Consider the following 18,502-nt stretch of genomic DNA (forward strand, 5'->3'; position numbering starts at 1 on the left):
GTTGTGAAAGGAATTCGATATATTACAGAAGGAGCAGCTCTTTTAGCGCTGTTTGTGGCGCTGTTGCTTTTTTCACTATACATACCTGTTGTGGGAACCATTTTTCAACTAGCGCTAGCTGTTCCATTTATTGTGTATACCGTTCGTCATGGGTGGAAAAAGGCAATATTATTTTTAGTAGTAGGGTTGTTATTGACTTTGTTATTTGGAAATGTGTTGACTCTTCCTTTTACATTTGTATTTGGTATTGGTGGATTAGCAATAGGAATGCTTTACCGACAAAAACAAAAAAGGTATACCATTTTACTAGGCGGCACGGTTGCATTTAGTTTAGGTTTACTTTTATTGTTCGTAGGAGCAAATATCGTTTTTAATGTTAATCTAATGGAGCAAATAAATAATGCTTTAGATCAATCGATTAATCAAAGTATTGAAATGATGAAAAGTTTAGGACAAGACGTTAAGGAATCTCAAATTGACCAAATGAGAGATGCATTTGATATGTTTAAAAATCTGTTGCCTCTATTAATTGTTATGGGCGGAGTTATTCTGGCCTTTTTCTCTCAGCTTATTGCTACGCCTATTCTTAAAAGAACAGGTTATGAGGTGCAAGCATTTCCGCCTTTTCGTGAATTTAAACTTCCTAAAAGTATTCTATGGTATTATTTGATTGCATTAATTTTATCCTTCCCATCTTTTAATATTGAACAAGGTACATTTATGTACGTAGCTATTATCAACATCGTGATGGGACTGCAAATGCTAGTCGTGTTACAAGGGATCTCTTTTATTTTCTATTTCTCACATCAAAAAGGGTATGCCAAAGCAATTCCAATTGTTGTAACAATTTTAGCATTAATTATTCCAATTATCCTTCAAATTGTGCGCATCTTAGGTATAATTGATTTAGGATTTAATTTAAGAAAACAATTAGACACAAAAAAGTAGATATTGTGGAACTTAAAAAAGTAGGAGCTGAAATGGATGCCTGTCTTTACAAAAAGGAACGTCATTCGCTATCCATTTTACTCATTGTATAGTATAGCTCTGATTTTAGTAGGTATCGTGACCTATCATAATTGGATCATAGGAATGATAGGCTTTATATTACTATTAGCCTGTCTTTTTCTATACATGAGAATGGAGCGAATGCTGTCCGATGAGTTTGAAACCTATATTTCAATGCTGTCTCATCGGCTGAAAAAAGTAGGCGAAGAGGCATTAATGGAAATGCCGATTGGGATTATGCTGTTTAATGATGAATATCAAATTGAATGGACCAATCCTTTTCTAGCATCTTGTCTCGGTGAAGACACACTAGTGGGAAGATCATTATACGATGTAGCCGAAAGTATTATTCCACTGGTCAAACAAGAAGTGGAAACAGAAGTTGTCACGTTGCATGATCGGAAATTCAAAGTGGTGATTAAACGAGACGAGCGCTTACTGTACTTCTTTGATATTACAGAGCAAATAGAAATCGAAAAGTTGTATGAAGAAGAACGAACAAGTTTAGGCATTATCTTTTTAGATAATTATGATGAACTAACGCAAGGAATGGATGATCAAGTTAAAAGTAACTTAAATAGCCAAGTAACTTCTATGTTAAATAGCTGGGCTCAAGAATACGGTATTTTTATTAAACGTACGTCTTCTGAGAAATTTATTGCGATTATGAATGAACAAATCTTAATTCATTTAGAGCGAAGTAAATTTTCTATCTTAGACCAAGTTCGAGAAGAGACGTCTAAACAAAATATACCGCTTACATTAAGCATTGGTATCGGAGCTGGTGCTGCTGATTTACCTGAGCTGGGTGCTTTAGCTCAATCTAGCTTGGATTTAGCCTTAGGTCGAGGCGGAGATCAAGTAGCCATTAAACAGCCAAATGGAAAAGTAAAATTCTTTGGGGGCAAGACAAACCCAATGGAAAAACGGACGCGCGTGCGTGCAAGAGTTATTTCTCACGCGTTAAAAGAGCTCATTACAGAGAGCGGAAAAGTGATTATCATGGGTCATAAATACCCGGATATGGATGCTGTGGGAGCTGCTATTGGGATATTAAAAGTAGCGCAAGTAAACCAGAAAGACGGTTTTATCGTATTGGATCCTGATCATATCGATACAGGTGTTCAGCGAATGCTAGAAGAGATTAAAAAGAAAGAAGGCCTGTGGGAGCGATTTATTACGCCTGAAGAAGCCTTGAATCTTGTGAGTGATGATACTCTTTTAGTAGTAGTAGATACGCATAAGCCATCGCTCGTTATTGAAGAAAGGTTATTAAATCGTATTGAAAATGTCGTGGTCATTGATCATCATAGACGAGGAGAAGACTTTATCGAAGATCCTCTTCTTGTCTATATGGAGCCATATGCTTCCTCGACAGCTGAACTCGTTACTGAGCTTCTTGAATACCAGCCAAAACGATTTAAAATTGATATGCTAGAAGCAACAGCACTTTTAGCCGGTATTATTGTCGATACAAAAAGCTTTACATTACGGACGGGATCTCGTACGTTTGATGCAGCGTCTTTTTTACGTTCTCAAGGCGCAGATACGGTTCTTGTTCAAAAGTTTTTAAAAGAAGATATCACACAATATGTACAGCGAGCACGCTTTATTGAACATGCAGAGATTTATACAGCAGGTATTGCCATTTCAAGAGCTGAACCAAACAAAATGTATGATCAAGTGTTAATTGCGCAAGCTGCAGATACGCTGCTTTCAATCAGCGGAGTGGTTGCTTCATTTGTTATTTCTAAGCGGCGGGATAATCTAATTGGTATTAGTGCTAGATCGCTTGGAGATATCAATGTACAAGTTATTATGGAAAGTCTCCAAGGCGGAGGCCACTTAACGAATGCTGCTACTCAGCTTCAAGACATTAGTTTGGATGAAGCTGAAGAACGGCTTAAACAAGCAATTGATGAGTACTTAGATGGAGGTAGAAGATCATGAAAGTAATTTTCTTAAAAGATGTAAAAGGAAAAGGCAAAAAAGGTGAAGTGAAAAATGTTTCAGACGGTTATGCACATAACTTCTTATTAAAAAATGGTTATGCTGTTGAAGCTACAGGCGGTAATGTGAAAGTATTAGAAGCGCAAAAAAATAGAGAGCAAAAAGATGCAGCTGCAGAACTTCAAGCAAACAAAGAGTTAAAAGCAACTCTTGAAGAACTAACAGTTGAATTAAAAGCAAAATCTGGTGAAGGCGGCCGTTTATTCGGTTCTATCACAAGCAAACAAATTGCTGAAGAATTAAAGAAAAAGCACAACATTAAAGTAGATAAGCGTAAAATTGAATTAAATGATGCAATTCGCGCATTAGGCTACACAAATGTACCGGTTAAATTACATCCGGAAGTAACGGCTACTGTAAAGGTACACGTGACTGAACAAAAATAAACGTACGATTGAAAAAAAGGTAAATAATATAAAGGGTTGGCGCGGACTTGTATTTGTTCGCGTCAACATTTATGATGAAAGAAAATACGAAAGAATATAAGAGGGGCATAGAAATATGAGTGATCTTTTTGCTGATCGTCTTCCGCCTCAGAATATTGAAGCAGAGCAAGCGCTATTAGGGGCCATTTTCTTAGAGCCTTCTTCTTTAACCTTAGCATCTGAGCTGCTAATACCTGAAGATTTTTACCGGGCATCGCACCAGAAAATCTTTACATGTATGCTGAAACTTTCTGACCAAGGTGAACCGGTTGATTTGGTAACGGTAACGTCTGAATTAGCTGATCAAAAAATCTTAGAAGAAGTTGGCGGCGTATCGTATTTAAGTGATTTAGCTAACTCTGTTCCAACGGCTGCAAACGTAGAGTATTACGGTAAAATCGTAGAAGAAAAGTCGATTTTACGCCGTCTAATTCGTACTGCAACGCATATTGCTTCAGAAGGATATGCAAGGGAAGACGAAGTAGAAGTTTTATTAAATGAAGCGGAAAAAAACATTTTAGAAGTAGCACAGCGTAAAAACAGCGGTGTGTTTCAAAATATCAAAGATGTACTTGTACAAACGTACGATGATATCGAAGTTCTTCACAATCGAAAAGGTGACATTACAGGTATCCCAACCGGGTTTAGTGATTTAGATAGAATGACAGCAGGGTTCCAGCGAAATGATTTAATCATTGTAGCGGCCCGTCCATCGGTAGGTAAAACGGCTTTTGCCTTAAATATTGCGCAAAACGTTGCAACGAAAACGGATGAGAACGTAGCAATCTTCAGTTTAGAGATGGGTGCTCAGCAGCTTGTTATGAGGATGCTGTGTGCCGAAGGAAATATTGATGCACAAAGGCTGCGTACAGGCTCGCTTACAGCCGATGACTGGGGAAAGCTCACGATGGCAATGGGATCTTTGTCCAATGCGGGGATTTATATTGATGATACACCGGGTATTCGAGTAGGTGAAATTCGTTCTAAGTGTCGTCGCTTGAAGCAAGAAGGCGGGCTTGGGATGATTTTAATTGACTACTTACAGCTCATTCAAGGAAATGGACGAAGCGGAGAAAACCGACAGCAGGAAGTATCTGAAATTTCTCGTGCGTTAAAAGCTTTAGCTCGTGAATTAGAAGTTCCTGTTATCGCCTTATCACAGCTTTCCCGTGGAGTAGAGCAAAGACAAGATAAGCGACCAATGATGTCTGATATCCGTGAATCTGGAAGTATTGAGCAGGATGCTGATATCGTAGCTTTCTTATATCGTGAAGACTATTATGAAAAAGATACAGAAAATCAAAATATTATCGAGATTATTATAGCCAAGCAGCGTAACGGTCCAGTTGGAACCGTACAGCTTGCCTTCGTAAAAGAGTACAACAAATTCGTTAATCTCGAGCGGCGCTTTGATGACGCAGGAGTGCCGCCTGGTGCATAAAACCTCTCAATATGAGAGGTTTTATTTTATTGTTATCGCATTCGTTCCGCAAAATACGATATATTTGTAATAAATTTTGTTAAATCGTTCGGATTTAATTGACTTTAGCGTGATAAATTGATACACTTATCCATGGTTAAATTATGTCGTAGTGAGCTGTTGCTTACTAAGCGGAGGTGCTTAAGATATGTCTTCAGTCGTTGTAGTAGGAACACAATGGGGAGATGAAGGAAAAGGGAAGATTACAGACTTCCTATCAGAAAATGCAGAAGTGATTGCACGTTACCAAGGTGGGAACAATGCAGGTCACACAATTAAGTTTAATGGTGAAACTTATAAGTTACATTTAATTCCTTCAGGTATTTTTTATAATGACAAAACGTGTGTAATTGGAAACGGTATGGTTGTCGATCCAAAAGCGCTTGTTCAAGAATTAAAATACTTACATGATCGCGGTGTAACAACAGAAAACTTACGTATTAGTAACCGAGCTCATGTGATTCTTCCATATCATTTAAAATTAGATGAAGTTGAAGAAGAACGTAAAGGTGAAAATAAGATTGGTACAACGAAAAAAGGTATTGGACCAGCTTATATGGATAAAGCAGCACGTGTTGGTATTCGAATTGCCGATTTACTAGACCGTGAAGTATTTGAAGCAAAATTAACACAAAACTTAGCTGAAAAGAATCGCCTTCTTGAAAAAATGTATGAAGTAGAAGGCTTTACATTAGAAGAAATTTTAGATGAGTACTATGAGTATGGTCAACAAGTTGCAAAATATGTTGTTGATACATCAGTAGTATTAAATGATGCGTTAGACGAAGGACGTCGTGTACTATTCGAAGGCGCACAAGGTGTTATGTTAGATATCGATCAAGGAACATATCCATTTGTTACATCTTCAAACCCAGTAGCGGGTGGAGTAACAATTGGTTCTGGTGTAGGTCCATCTAAAATCAAACACGTTGTAGGTGTATCAAAAGCGTATACAACTCGTGTTGGTGACGGTCCTTTCCCAACTGAATTAACAAACGAAATCGGTGATCAAATCCGTGAAGTAGGACGTGAATATGGTACAACAACTGGTCGTCCTCGCCGTGTAGGTTGGTTCGACAGTGTAGTTGTACGTCATGCTCGTCGCGTTAGTGGAATCACAGATTTATCTTTAAACTCAATTGATGTATTAACGGGAATTGAGACATTAAAGATTTGCGTAGCTTATCGTTATAAAGGGGAAGTTATGGAAGAATTCCCTGCTAGCTTAAAAACACTTGCAGAGTGCGAACCTGTATATGAAGAGCTTCCAGGTTGGACAGAAGATATTACGGGTGTGAAAACATTAGATGAGTTACCTGATAACGCTCGCCACTACTTAGAGCGCGTGTCTCAATTAACAGGTATTCCTTTATCTATTTTCTCTGTAGGTCCAGATCGTACACAAACAAATGTATTACGTGGTGTATATAGCTAAATAAAAAAGGTTAGCTCCTCGTGAGCTAACCTTTTTTATTTATAATTGGTGCTTTGTTAACAAGATTTTTTAAAAAAGTTCAATAATAAAAAGAAAGTTTTAAAAAAACTATTGCATTCATATGAAATATCATGTTATTATAATAAGCGTCGCTAAGAGATATAACATGAGCCATTAGCTCAGTTGGTAGAGCATCTGACTTTTAATCAGAGGGTCGAAGGTTCGAGTCCTTCATGGCTCACTTTTGTTACAACGTGGCCCGTTGGTCAAGCGGTTAAGACACCGCCCTTTCACGGCGGTAACACGGGTTCGAATCCCGTACGGGTCATTTTTAATACATAGCATATAGACTGAGGTCCCGTGGTGTAGCGGTTAACATGCCTGCCTGTCACGCAGGAGATCGCGGGTTCGATTCCCGTCGGGACCGCCATTTTGGCTCGGTAGCTCAGTTGGTAGAGCAAAGGACTGAAAATCCTTGTGTCGGCGGTTCGATTCCGTCCCGAGCCATCAAAAAGCATGACTTTATTTAAAGTCATGCTTTTTTCTTTTATTTACATTTAAAAGAAAACGTTATTTGCTTTGTATCTCTTTTGTGGTAATATATTACTTTTGTATTTAGAGATGGTTGAAAATCATATATCTTCATGTATAGTAGAGGATGAACTTGTGACGTTTCAAGGGTTATCAAGTATAATAAAACTACGGTATTCAAACAGTATGAATACTATCTTTTATATTTTGCTTCAACTAATAAAGGAGAACGATGATCATGGATAAACGTATTTTAGTCGTAGATGACGAAAAGCCGATTGCAGATATTTTAAAGTTTAATTTGCAAAAAGAAGGTTACGAAGTATTTTGTGCTTATGATGGCGTAGAAGCACTTGAAAAAGTGGAAGAAGTACAGCCTGAAATGATTTTATTAGATATTATGCTTCCTCAGAAAGATGGAATGGAAGTTTGCCGAGAAGTGCGCAAAAAATATGATATGCCAATTATCATGTTAACAGCAAAAGACTCTGAAATTGACAAAGTTTTAGGTCTAGAATTAGGTGCAGATGATTATGTAACTAAGCCGTTTAGTACGCGTGAATTATTAGCACGTGTAAAAGCTAATTTACGTAGACATCAGCAGGTAGCTGTTCCAACGGAAGAAAGCGAAACGAATGAAATTACGATTGGAGCACTTGTTATTCACCCAGATGCCTATATCGTGTCTAAGCGCGGAGAAACGATTGAACTGACTCACCGTGAATTTGAGCTGCTGCATTATTTAGCGAAGCACATTGGACAAGTCATGACGCGTGAACACTTGCTTCAAACTGTATGGGGTTATGACTATTTTGGTGATGTGCGTACGGTAGATGTAACAGTTCGAAGATTACGTGAAAAAATTGAAGATAATCCAAGCCATCCAATGTGGATTGTAACAAGACGTGGAGTAGGCTATTATTTACGCAGCCCAGAGCAGGAGTAATTTTAGATGAAGAAAGTAAGGCTCCTGCAATCTATTCATTTAAAGTTTGTATTGATTTATGTGCTGCTCATTTTAATTGCGATGCAAATTATTGGGGTCTATTTTGCACGACAATTAGAAAAAGAATTAGTTAACAACTTTCGAACGTCTCTTCAAGAGCGGACAGACTTGCTCACGTATAACATTGGACAAGAAATGGTGAAAAATCGTGATGATGATTCACCCACTCTTGAGGAAGACTTAAAGACTATTTTACGAGATTTTGCTTCAAGACCCAATTTAGCTTCAAATGATATGAATGACATCTCTGAAGTAAGAGTCATTGACCAAAATAGAAGAATCATTGCTACATCGAACTCAAATCCTCAACAGATCATAGGTAAAAAGACTAATGATTTAGCGATTACAAATGCGTTGTTAGCAGGAACTAACTCTGATAATGTATTTGTTGATCAAAGCGGACAGCGAATCAGAGTTATGATACAGCCTATTCGTTTACAGGATAAAGTAGGTGCCAGTCAATCAAATTCAACCAATAAAAATGGAAAAATTCAGTCTAGCGAAGAAATCTTAGGTGCTATTTACTTAACAGCTTCCATGGAGCCTGTTTACGATCAAATGAGTAATATCAATCAGATCTTTAAGGCAGGTACGGTGATTGCTCTTTTTATTACAGCTATTTTAGGCGTGTTTTTAGCTCAGACGATTACTCGTCCAATGTCTGAAATGAGAAAACAAGCACTTGAGATGGCCAAAGGGAATTTTACGAGAAAAGCTAAGGTATACGGGTATGATGAAATTGGTCAGCTAGCTCTCACATTCAACAACTTAACAAGAAAGCTTCAAGAAGCACAGGCAACTACAGAAGGGGAGCGCCGTAAGCTTAGTTCAGTATTAGCTCATATGACGGACGGCGTTATTGCGACGGATCGAAAGGGAAGAGTAATTTTAATTAATGATCCAGCTGCAGCTATGCTAAATGTTTCACGTGAAACGGTTTTGTCTGATCCAGTTGTTTCCCTATTAGATCTTGAAGAAACGCATACGTTTGAGAGCTTGCTCGCTAATCAAGAGTCATTAATTTTGGACTTTAGTACAAAATCGGATCCCTTTATTTTAAGAGCTACCATTTCCGCTATTCAAAAAGAGACCGGTTTTATTAACGGGATTATCATTGTCTTGCATGATATTACAGAGCAGGAGAAAATTGATCAAGATCGCCGAGAATTTGTAGCGAATGTTTCACATGAATTGCGTACGCCGTTAACAACGATGCGCAGTTATTTAGATGCGCTTGCAGAAGGAGCATGGCAAGATAAGGACTTAGCTCCAACGTTTTTAAATGTAACGCAAACGGAAACAGAACGAATGATTCGTCTCGTTAACGACTTGCTTCAATTATCTAAGTTAGATAGTCAAGACTACCGATTTAGTCGTGACCCAATCAATTTTGTGAAGTTCTATCATTACATCATTGATCGCTTTGAAATGACAATTGAACAAGGTATTTCATTCGTGCGCGACTTGCCAACTGAAGCAATCTATGTCGCTATCGATCAAGATAAAATTACACAAGTATTAGATAACATTATTTCCAATGCAATAAAATATTCACCTGAAGGCGGAATCATTACATTTTCAATTGCTCAGCATACGCATGAAATTGTTGTGAGCATTAAAGACCAAGGTATGGGAATTCCAAAATCAAATTTAGCTAAAATTTTCGAACGTTTCTATCGTGTAGATAAAGCACGAACGCGTAAATTAGGCGGAACAGGATTAGGGCTTGCTATTGCCAAGGAAATTATTGAAGCACATGATGGACGTATTTGGGCAGATAGTCAGGAAGGAAAAGGAACAACGATTTACTTTACTCTTCCAATTGAAAGTGAGAATGATGACGAATGGGAATGAGATATGAACATATCAAAACGGCCATCTTAGTTGTTCTCGTCGCTTCCAGTTTAATTATGACGTATCATATATGGACGTATCAGCCTTCTTATAAGGTCATTTCAAAGAATCAACATTTGCAGGAAGTTGAAGTGAGTTCAAAAAGTAAAATAGAAGATCATATTCTTCCAACAGAAGTTCTCTATCATCGAAACGATAATCACTACATGTCTCACGACGAAGATGATGTAAACAAATGGGTAAATGAAATGAAAAAGTGGAAATTTTCGAATGTGACGGACGTTTCGGATGCTATTTCTCCTGATGGATTTTTAAATTATGTCCATGGAAGTAATTCTATTGAAGTGCTGTATCCAGACGCGCTACCGTTAAAAACATTTCAACAGCTTTTTTCATTTTCTCAAACGTCTTTGCCTAATCAAACATTTGACCGTGTACTCATTAAAATTAAGCGTACACCTTCCTTTTTCGTGAGCGTGTATCTTGTGAATTATGAGCAAAAAAAGATTTATTCGGTTACAGTGAAGAATTTGGCCAAAGATGATATCAAAGAATTAGAAGACAAAATGAAACGTACGTATGCCCCGAGCTTTGTATATAAAGAAAACAAAAATCGGTATATCTTCCTTCCGGAAAACAATATCACGATGAATAGTGAAGTCTATTATACGAGCATGAGGCATTTAGATATTGAAAAATATAAGGAAGCGCTTTTTAACAACCCAGACTATGCACGGAAAGAAACGTCTACAAACCGAGATGTCTACACCGAAGGTACAAAAGTGATTAATGTTAATACGAAGACAGATGTGATGGAATATGTGAATCTTGTAAATTCCACGACCGAAGTAATGGAAGATTATAATTTAATAAACCGTAGCTTTAGCTTCGTTAATGACCACGGAGGCTGGACGGAATCTAATTACAGGTTCAACAGCTGGAATCGTATTACAAAAGAAATTAGCTATCGTTATTATAAAGATAACTATCCAGTTTACAGCAATCAGGGCATGACTGAAATATATCAGAGATGGGGAAATGCGGAGATTTTAAATTACCGTCGTCCTCTTTATCGTTTTGTAAGAGTACAGGATTCCAGTGTAGAAAAGCTGCAGTCATCTCAAAAGGTGATTCAATTAATTGAAAAACACCAAAACTTTGACCCGAATCTGTTAAAAGATATTTCAATAGGCTATCAGCTAGAAGAAGTGTCACAGCAGCCGAAAACCGGTGAAAAGACGGTTGAGTTTAATTCTAATTCTGTCAAACTCGTTCCTTCTTGGTTCTATTATTATAATAGCAAGTGGTATCGAATTGCACCGCCGACCGAAGGAGGCGATAACGATGGATTGGAATAGAACAAAAACCATCTTTATTTTCACTTTCTTGATTCTTAATATTTACTTAGGCTATCAGATTTTTAAAACTCATCAAGAAGATCAGTATTCTCTATTTGTAGAGTCGAGCGTTGAAGAACAATTAACGAGTGAAGGCATTGAATATAAACATTTGCCTACAGATGTGAAAGAAGCTTCGTCGTTAAATGCCAAAAGCAAACTGTTTAAAGATGAAGATTTAAAAAAGCTTAAAGAACAAAAAGCAGCGCTGCTTGAGGAAAAAACAATTCGAAGCGTATTAGACAAACCTTTTTCAGTACCTGAAAAAAGTCCCGAAGCAAAGCTAAGTCAATTTCTAAAACGGTATGTGATCTCAGGTAAGGATTATGAGCTATGGAATGTTAACAAAGAGAAAAAAACAGTTACATTCTTTCAACAATATAAGAAGCATAAAATCTTTGACAATGAAAATGGTATGATCGTTGCTCACTTAAATGACAAAGATGAAATTATTTCGTATGAACAAACGATGCTAGGTTCTGTAAAAACGTTAGATGATGAGCAGGATGTTTTAACGCCTTTAAAAGCATTAGAAAATTTGTTCTTGAAGGATGAATTGAAAAAGAAAGATTCTGTAACAAAAGTAGAGTTTGGGTACTATACGTTTGATCTGCCGTTACTAAATTCTCAAGTTTTAGCACCAACTTGGCACATCGTTGTAAATGGAGATACGAGTTATTTTGTAAATGCCTTTGAAGGACAGATCATTAAAAAAGGAAATAAATAAATATTTGGAGTGAGATAAATGAGCCTGCATTTCAGCGTGCTAGCGAGTGGGAGCACAGGAAATGCGATTTTAGTAAGTGATGGAGAACATTCCTTACTAGTTGATGCAGGGCTGAGCGGAAAGCAAATGGAAGCTCTCTTTCAACAAGTAAATCGCAATATCCCGGATTTATCAGGAATTTTAGTGACTCACGAACATAGTGACCATATTAAAGGACTAGGTGTTCTGGCACGTAAATATAAGCTCCCTATTTTCGCAAATGAAAAAACGTGGAACGCAATGGATGGCTTGATCGGCAACATTAATACGGAACAGAAGTTTCACTTTGAAATTGGCCAAACGAAATCGTTTGGTCAATTGGAAGTGGAGTCTTTTGGCGTTTCGCATGATGCCGCAGAGCCTATGTTTTATGTCTTTCATCAAGGGTCTAAAAAATTAACCCTTATTACGGATACCGGCTATGTAAGTGACCGCATGAAAGGTACGATTAAAAATAGCGATATGTACGTATTTGAAAGCAATCATGATGTTGAAATGCTGAGAATGGGGCGCTACCCTTGGAGCATTAAAAGACGAATTCTAAGCGACGTGGGACATGTATCAAATGAAGATGCGGCGCTTGCAATGGCAGATGTGATTGGAGATCAAACCAAACGCATTTATTTGGCGCATTTGAGTCAAGACAATAATATGAAGGAAATTGCCCGCATGTCGGTTGCACAAGTGTTACAACAAAAAGACATCAATGTAGAGGACAATATTCTCCTATGTGATACTGATCCAAAAAGACCAACTGATATTGTTTATGTATAGTCTCTAGAAAGGAAGCGAAAAATAACTTCATTTAGTACGTGAATGCAGACATTCACGATGATAAATGAAGGGTTCGGTGATAGTGTGGAACATTATGATGAAGGCCAAGAGCCAAATAGTCGGCCGCCTAAACGCCGCAGAGGATATTTCGCTTCTGCTCTGGTTGGAGCAATTATAGGTGCACTTATTGTACTGCTTCTTATGCCAGCCTTGGTGAGGAACGGGATTTTGCCATACGGATGGATGGATGATGAAAATGGAGATGAACAAACAGGTTCTACCATTCAAAAGTCAGTATCTCTTGACGTCACTACGGCCGTCACAAAAGCTGTTTCTGAAGTCAATGCAGCAGTTGTAGGAGTTGTAAACATTCAGAACTCTGAAAGCTTTTGGAATGATGAACGAACTGATGCCGGGACAGGCTCAGGTGTTATTTACAAAAAGCAAGGCAACAAAGCTTATATTGTGACAAACTATCATGTCATTAAAGGCGCTAACGAAATTGAAGTGAGCTTCAGTAACGGTACAAGGGTATCGGCTAAAATTCTTGGCAGCGATGATTTAATGGACTTAGCAGTTCTTGAAATTGACGCAGGCCACGTGACAAAAGTGGCTACCTTCGGAAATTCTGATAAGCTTAAAGCTGGTGAACCAGTGATTGCTATCGGAAACCCGCTAGGCCTTCAATTTTCTGGCTCCGTTACACAAGGAGTTGTCTCAGGGATTAACCGTGTCATTCCTCAAGATTTGAATGGCGATGGAAATCCTGATTGGCAATCAGAAGTTATTCAAACAGATGCCGCCATTAACCCTGGTAATAGCGGGGGTGCTCTTGTTAATATTGATGGTGAATTGATCGGTATTAATTCCATGAAAATTGCTCAAGAAGCAGTAGAAGGCATCGGTCTTGCGATTCCAATCAACATGGCTAGGCCCATTATTAATGACTTAGAACGATATGGTGAAGTCAGACGTCCATATCTTGGAGTTAGTACACTATCATTAAGTGAGGTATCAGGGTATCATTTAAAAGAAACCCTTAAGTTACCGCATGATGTAGTAAACGGAGTCGCTGTTCTAAAAGTCGAGCCAGGTTCGCCAGCCGCTAAAGCCGGATTAAAGGAATATGATGTGATTGTTGAGTTAGATCACAGCAAAGTAAGGGACATTGCGACACTTCGCAAACACCTCTACATTGAAAAAGAAATTGGCGATAAAATGAACGTAACGTTCTATCGCGATGGCAAAAAGAAATCCACAGAAGTAAAATTAACGCGTCAAATGAAGTGAAAGAAAAGTTATCCACAGGGGATAAACTCCTGTGGTTTTTTAATGAAAAGAATAGAGAAAGGAAGATAAATACATGAAGATATATTGCTGTTTAGAACATACAGAACTAGCGCTGGATGTAATGGTAGATGAGATTGAGTTAGCGCCGGTTTTTGAAAAAATAGAAAATTCCACTGACAAAAAAAGCTGTGAATATTGTGACAATGAAGCTGTATATGTAGTAGGGAACTAATATTCTTATACAAAATGTGGATATAACATGTGGATATGTGGATAATATCTGTGGATAAGAGATAAAGGAGAGGAGAATAGCCTGTGAATATCTCTATTATAACCATTGGAAAGCTAAAAGAAAAATACTTAAAACAAGGCATTCAAGAATATTTAAAGCGTTTATCAAGCTATGCAAAAGTAGAAATTATTGAGCTTGCAGATGAAAAAGCGCCAGAAAACTTAAGTGAATCTGAAATGGAACAGGTAAAACAAAAGGAAGGGGAGCGCATCTTAGCGAAAATCTCGGACGATACTTACGTGATCGCATTAGCTATTAACGGAAAACAAAAATCTTCCGAGGAACTCGCAAAAGAAATTGATTCATTAGCTACCTACGGAAAAAGCAAAATAGCATTTGTCATTGGCGGGTCGCTTGGTTTAAGCAGCGAAGTAATGAAACGCTCAAACGCAGCCCTTTCTTTTTCAAAGATGACGTTTCCTCATCAGCTTATGCGCCTAGTATTAGTAGAACAGATTTACCGAGCTTTTCGTATTATTCGAAATGAACCTTATCATAAATAGAACGTGTGGATATCTTTTCATTAAAAGCTGAGGCAGAAGGAAATGTAAAACCTTCTGCCTCAGCTTTTATCATATGTGGATAAATAGCACACGTCTATAAAAAAGAACAAGAGGTTCTTCTCTCCGATAAAATGTTAGAACAATTGAGTTTAAGCAAACGAGATCTTATTTAAGAAACAGAAAAACCTTCGTCTTCTTTCACTCCAGCTCTGTCTTTAAACTCATCAAGCAACGCACGCACCTCGTCAGTTGTTTCCGTGCTCATGAGTAGATTTCTTAATTCACTTGCACCGCGGAATCCGCGAACGTAAATTTTGAAAAAGCGTCGAAGCGGTTTGAAAGGACGCGGCTCTAATTCTTCAGAATACTTATCATGAAGATCTAGCTGCAGGCGAAGAAGTTCTAATAGCTCTTCGCTTGTGTGCTCTTTCTTTTCTTTTTCAAACGCAAACGGATTATGGAAAATTCCGCGTCCAATCATGATTCCATCAACGCCGTACTTCTCTGCAAGTTCCAGACCTTTCTGGCGGTCAGGAATATCACCGTTAATTGTTAGTAGCGTATGAGGCGCAATTTCGTCACGAAGTTTCTTAATCTCCGGAATTAACTCCCAGTGCGCGTCAACATCGCTCATTTCTTTTTTCGTACGAAGGTGAATAGAAAGGTTCACGATATCCTGTTCTAAAATGTGCTTCAGCCAGTCGTACCACTCATCAACTTGCGTATAGCCAAGACGAGTCTTTACGCTTACTGGAAGCCCTCCAGCTTTGGCTGCCTGGATAATCTCAGCCGCAGTATCTGGACGGCGAATCAGACCAGAACCTTTTCCGTTTCCTGCAACGTTCTGCACAGGACAGCCCATATTAATATCAATGCCGCGAAAGCCCATTTCGGCCATGCCGATACTCATTTGACGGAAGTACTCAGGCTTGTCTCCCCAAATGTGCGCAACGATTGGCTGTTCATCGTCTGTAAACGTCAAACGTCCTTTTACGCTATCTTTTCCTTTCGGATGGCAGTAGCTTTCCGTATTCGTAAACTCTGTAAAAAATACGTCAGGTCGTGCTGCTTCAGTCACAACATGGCGAAAAACGACATCCGTCACAGCTTCCATCGGTGCTAAAATAAAAAACGGACGCGGCAACTCATGCCAAAAATTATCTTTCATCTTATATCTAAACCCTTTCTTTTAGGGAAAACATATTCCCAAAATTAAAAAGTGTAATTTCTTTTATCAGGCTGAATGCCAGTATAAACTTCAACCAATATATACTTTAATGGTATGGAACGAAAAGTGCAAGGGAACGAGTGGTTTTGTTTTGCTGGAAATACTTATTGAAACAACTTTTATATCTAGTATTAGTGGAGTGTAAGCAATTAAAAGCGAGCCTGAAGGTATGTAACGGATACCTGCGAATAAATATCCTAAAGCATTTGGTTCGTGTGTAGGTACTTTCTCCAAGGATATTATAAAGTATTCACTATAATTATGATTACGATAAACGATTTTATAAGTAACTTCGACTATATAAAAAGCCACGTCTGTCACTGTACAACAGACGTGGCTTTATTACGTATTAATGCTTTTTGTAAGGAGCGCCGTCCTTAGAAGGCAGTCCAGAAATGTATCCGACACCACCTGTTTCTTGAATGCCAATGCTTTCTTTCATTGCATTAGCTAGCTCTTTTTTATCAACAGCGGTAATGTTTTTGTTGCTGATGTCCTCGCCCGGGTGCTGATAGTTGCTTAGTACGTAGCGAGAGTTTTTAATGTTTTCTACTGCACGAAGTCCTGTTGCTTCTGCTCCCACTGGAACTGAAAGAATGCGTGATAGTTTTTTTGTTTTTACATTATAAGCCCATACGAAGTTGTTTGTGTGCAGTGAGCTGTCTTCTCCGATAAAGAGTGTATTTAAGTCATTTGAATACGTAAGGTTATCAGGGTTGGCAACTTTATTTGGATCCGCTTTATTACCGTATGCATCTGCTTTTTCTAGGTCTTGTCCAATCAGTAGCCCTTCCATGCTTGCAGGTACGTAGCGACTGTTAATCTTGCCTTTTGCTTGGTCTTTTTGATGCGATCCTAAGTTCAGCTGGTAGGTCACACCAGACTCTAGTTTTGGAAGCTGAATATCATCTTGTACAGCACCAGATTCTTTTAGCATGGCACTATTTTGGTAAGAAATAGCCATATACGCTTTTTTGTCTTTTTTGTTAACCGTTAGTCCTTCCATCTTGTTGAATTCAGATGTTGCACCTAAAATTGCACCGTATCGGCGTGATTCTAAAAAGGCAGCTGCTTTTTCCATGCCAGGCTTTACTTTTAAATATTCAACTTTTTTACTTGCGGCGGTTTTGACTGCTTTAAATCCTTTTGTAGGCTGGTCAGCTGTTTCAAAAATATCACTAAATTTTGTGCCTTTGTCAATTATTGTTTTCACTTCATTGTCTGTTGCATGGCCAAGCTTAATCCACTGAAGGTCGCCTTTACCTCCATTTTCTGTGCTCGTTTGTTTAAACTTTGCCGCATAAAGAGTTCCTGCTGAGAAGTCTTTTTCTTTATCTGCTACATACATAAACATCATGGTATTAGACCCATCGTCTCCAAAAAGAGCGGTTTTGTTATCTGGAAGTACCTGCATCATTTCGTGTGAAAAACGACCTGTGCTGTAATGTTTTACGACGGACGCATTGCCGCTTTCATCCACTGAAATTTCTGGAATCCAGCCGTAGTAGTAAGGATTTGCTTTTGACATGTCGCCGAAATAAAGCTTAACGAAGTTCGTGACGTCTTTATAAGAGCTGGATGAAGGGTCTTCAAAAGCACGTGCATCAGGCTCATATTCTTCTGAACCAAGGTGAGTACCCCAATCCGTTGTAGAGCCATTACACGGCGTCCATAAACCATTTACATTAGAAAAATCAATTTTTTTAGCATGGTTGACGGTTAGTTTTCCTGTTTTATCATCTCGGTCAACTTGTGTAAGCGTCATTGAAGCAGGAAGACCGGAAATCTCTTTTCCAGCATTATTAACAGATTCATATTCATAATGTGAAATAATATAAGACTTACCGTTGATGGTGATAAAGCTGTTTGAATCCGGTGCATCTGATACGTACGGTGATGGCTTATCAGGAACGCTTCGGTCAATAATCGGATCCCCGTTTGCATCGATCGGTGTACCTGCGGCGATTAATTCCCCTTTATTATCGACAATTTTATCTTTTGAAAGAAAGAGCTGATTATAGTTAAGCGGCGTTTCTTCAACGCTTCCATCTTTATACGTTACTTTTACAGATGCCTCTGTATACGTTTTAATCATATTTTCAATCGTAGTAGGTGCTTTCATTGGCTGAAACTCGACGCTTTTGATTTGTTTTGGATGTTGAACTGGGTGATGTTCTGCTGCAAAAGCAGAAGCGGCGCTAGAAGCTAAAAGAGTGAGAGATAGTCCAAGAGATACTCGTTTTTTCATGGTTGATAACCTCCAAATTGTATTCATACACTTATTAAATCATTTGATTGTTGAGGAAATATAAAGAGAAGCGCTGGATTTGTTGAGCTGTTGTTAAAAACGGTGAACATTTACATGACAGAAATTATTCAGCTATCTTTCAGAATTTGTTCAGATAGCATTCAGCTGGGCTTCACAGTGAATTCATGTTCCGCTCTTACAATAAACCCATAGCTAAAGGCGACAAGACAAAAAGCGCTTTGGCTTGTACAGCAA

15 protein-coding genes and 4 tRNA genes are annotated in these 18,502 nt (G+C 38.3%); 17 read left to right on the forward strand and 2 right to left on the reverse strand.

Going from position 1 to position 18,502, the window contains the following annotated elements:
• Positions 1-3 precede the first annotated feature (3 nt).
• From POF52_RS18415 to rlmH, 17 genes are all read left to right on the forward strand, one after another.
• Positions 4-948 (forward strand): YybS family protein, encoded by a 945-nt coding sequence (locus POF52_RS18415; protein WP_043977601.1) that lies wholly within the window; start codon positions 4-6, stop codon positions 946-948.
• Positions 949-984: 36 nt separating this feature from the next.
• On the forward strand, positions 985-2,958 hold the full coding sequence (locus POF52_RS18420) for a DHH family phosphoesterase (RefSeq protein ID WP_271993958.1): 1,974 nt from the start codon (positions 985-987) through the stop codon (positions 2,956-2,958).
• The gene (rplI, locus tag POF52_RS18425; RefSeq protein ID WP_013085555.1) at positions 2,955-3,404 is read left to right on the forward strand and encodes a 50S ribosomal protein L9; all 450 of its coding nucleotides are present in this window, start codon (positions 2,955-2,957) and stop codon (positions 3,402-3,404) included. Before POF52_RS18420 ends, rplI begins: the two co-directional genes overlap by 4 nt.
• A 115-nt stretch (positions 3,405-3,519) precedes the next feature.
• Positions 3,520-4,884 (forward strand): replicative DNA helicase, encoded by a 1,365-nt coding sequence (dnaB, locus tag POF52_RS18430; RefSeq protein ID WP_013059909.1) that lies wholly within the window; start codon positions 3,520-3,522, stop codon positions 4,882-4,884.
• Positions 4,885-5,071: 187 nt separating this feature from the next.
• Positions 5,072-6,358, forward strand: a complete 1,287-nt coding sequence (locus tag POF52_RS18435; RefSeq protein WP_013085553.1) for an adenylosuccinate synthase — start codon at positions 5,072-5,074, stop codon at positions 6,356-6,358.
• A gap of 168 nt (positions 6,359-6,526) precedes the next feature.
• A tRNA-Lys gene (locus POF52_RS18440) sits at positions 6,527-6,599 on the forward strand.
• 15 nt (positions 6,600-6,614) lie between these two features.
• Positions 6,615-6,686 (forward strand) — tRNA-Glu (locus POF52_RS18445).
• Positions 6,687-6,712: 26 nt separating this feature from the next.
• Positions 6,713-6,788, forward strand: a tRNA-Asp gene (locus POF52_RS18450).
• Positions 6,789-6,792: 4 nt separating this feature from the next.
• Positions 6,793-6,865: transfer RNA gene (locus tag POF52_RS18455), tRNA-Phe, on the forward strand.
• A 262-nt stretch (positions 6,866-7,127) separates the two neighbouring features.
• A complete protein-coding gene (yycF, locus tag POF52_RS18460) occupies positions 7,128-7,835 on the forward strand; it encodes a response regulator YycF (RefSeq protein ID WP_013085552.1) in 708 nt (235 codons plus the stop codon).
• 6 nt (positions 7,836-7,841) lie between these two features.
• The gene (gene walK, locus POF52_RS18465; RefSeq protein WP_271993964.1) at positions 7,842-9,749 is read left to right on the forward strand and encodes a cell wall metabolism sensor histidine kinase WalK; all 1,908 of its coding nucleotides are present in this window, start codon (positions 7,842-7,844) and stop codon (positions 9,747-9,749) included.
• Complete coding sequence (locus POF52_RS18470; protein ID WP_028409756.1) at positions 9,740-11,107, forward strand: YycH family regulatory protein; 1,368 nt, start codon at positions 9,740-9,742, stop codon at positions 11,105-11,107. Before walK ends, POF52_RS18470 begins: the two co-directional genes overlap by 10 nt.
• Positions 11,094-11,873, forward strand: a complete 780-nt coding sequence (locus POF52_RS18475) for a two-component system regulatory protein YycI (protein ID WP_176585165.1) — start codon at positions 11,094-11,096, stop codon at positions 11,871-11,873. Before POF52_RS18470 ends, POF52_RS18475 begins: the two co-directional genes overlap by 14 nt.
• 18 nt (positions 11,874-11,891) lie before the next feature.
• Complete coding sequence (locus POF52_RS18480) at positions 11,892-12,686, forward strand: MBL fold metallo-hydrolase (RefSeq protein ID WP_013059903.1); 795 nt, start codon at positions 11,892-11,894, stop codon at positions 12,684-12,686.
• A 57-nt stretch (positions 12,687-12,743) separates the two neighbouring features.
• On the forward strand, positions 12,744-13,976 hold the full coding sequence (locus POF52_RS18485) for a S1C family serine protease (RefSeq protein ID WP_271993968.1): 1,233 nt from the start codon (positions 12,744-12,746) through the stop codon (positions 13,974-13,976).
• Between the two features lie 73 nt (positions 13,977-14,049).
• Positions 14,050-14,208: a CxxH/CxxC protein gene (locus POF52_RS18490; RefSeq protein ID WP_013059901.1), complete on the forward strand. Its 159-nt coding sequence runs from the start codon at positions 14,050-14,052 to the stop codon at positions 14,206-14,208.
• An 83-nt stretch (positions 14,209-14,291) separates the two neighbouring features.
• A complete protein-coding gene (gene rlmH / locus POF52_RS18495; RefSeq protein ID WP_016765982.1) occupies positions 14,292-14,771 on the forward strand; it encodes a 23S rRNA (pseudouridine(1915)-N(3))-methyltransferase RlmH in 480 nt (159 codons plus the stop codon).
• Positions 14,772-14,940: 169 nt separating this feature from the next.
• On the opposite strand, the gene POF52_RS18500 is transcribed toward rlmH, so the two are convergent.
• Entirely contained in the window at positions 14,941-15,939 is a 999-nt protein-coding gene (locus POF52_RS18500; protein ID WP_014457691.1) for a tRNA dihydrouridine synthase, read from the reverse strand.
• Between the two features lie 409 nt (positions 15,940-16,348).
• Complete coding sequence (locus POF52_RS18505) at positions 16,349-18,247, reverse strand: PhoX family protein (RefSeq protein ID WP_271993972.1); 1,899 nt, start codon at positions 18,245-18,247, stop codon at positions 16,349-16,351.
• Positions 18,248-18,502 lie beyond the last annotated feature (255 nt).

Origin of the sequence: Priestia sp. AB (assembly GCF_028369225.1) — a bacterium.
In the GTDB taxonomy this organism is placed as follows: domain Bacteria; phylum Bacillota; class Bacilli; order Bacillales; family Bacillaceae_H; genus Priestia; species Priestia megaterium.

Excerpts from the sequence above, each read along its gene's own strand:
- POF52_RS18420 (WP_271993958.1), top strand. The coding sequence starts at position 985 with ATGCCTGTCTTTACAAAAAGGAACGTCATTCGCTATCCATTTTACTCA.
- rplI (WP_013085555.1), top strand. The coding sequence starts at position 2,955 with ATGAAAGTAATTTTCTTAAAAGATGTAAAAGGAAAAGGCAAAAAAGGT.
- dnaB (WP_013059909.1), top strand. The coding sequence starts at position 3,520 with ATGAGTGATCTTTTTGCTGATCGTCTTCCGCCTCAGAATATTGAAGCA.
- POF52_RS18435 (WP_013085553.1), top strand. The coding sequence starts at position 5,072 with ATGTCTTCAGTCGTTGTAGTAGGAACACAATGGGGAGATGAAGGAAAA.
- yycF (WP_013085552.1), top strand. The coding sequence starts at position 7,128 with ATGGATAAACGTATTTTAGTCGTAGATGACGAAAAGCCGATTGCAGAT.
- walK (WP_271993964.1), top strand. The coding sequence starts at position 7,842 with ATGAAGAAAGTAAGGCTCCTGCAATCTATTCATTTAAAGTTTGTATTG.
- POF52_RS18470 (WP_028409756.1), top strand. The coding sequence starts at position 9,740 with ATGGGAATGAGATATGAACATATCAAAACGGCCATCTTAGTTGTTCTC.
- POF52_RS18475 (WP_176585165.1), top strand. The coding sequence starts at position 11,094 with ATGGATTGGAATAGAACAAAAACCATCTTTATTTTCACTTTCTTGATT.
- POF52_RS18480 (WP_013059903.1), top strand. The coding sequence starts at position 11,892 with ATGAGCCTGCATTTCAGCGTGCTAGCGAGTGGGAGCACAGGAAATGCG.
- POF52_RS18485 (WP_271993968.1), top strand. The coding sequence starts at position 12,744 with ATGATAAATGAAGGGTTCGGTGATAGTGTGGAACATTATGATGAAGGC.
- POF52_RS18490 (WP_013059901.1), top strand. The coding sequence starts at position 14,050 with ATGAAGATATATTGCTGTTTAGAACATACAGAACTAGCGCTGGATGTA.
- POF52_RS18500 (WP_014457691.1), bottom strand. The coding sequence starts at position 15,939 with ATGAAAGATAATTTTTGGCATGAGTTGCCGCGTCCGTTTTTTATTTTA.
- POF52_RS18505 (WP_271993972.1), bottom strand. The coding sequence starts at position 18,247 with ATGAAAAAACGAGTATCTCTTGGACTATCTCTCACTCTTTTAGCTTCT.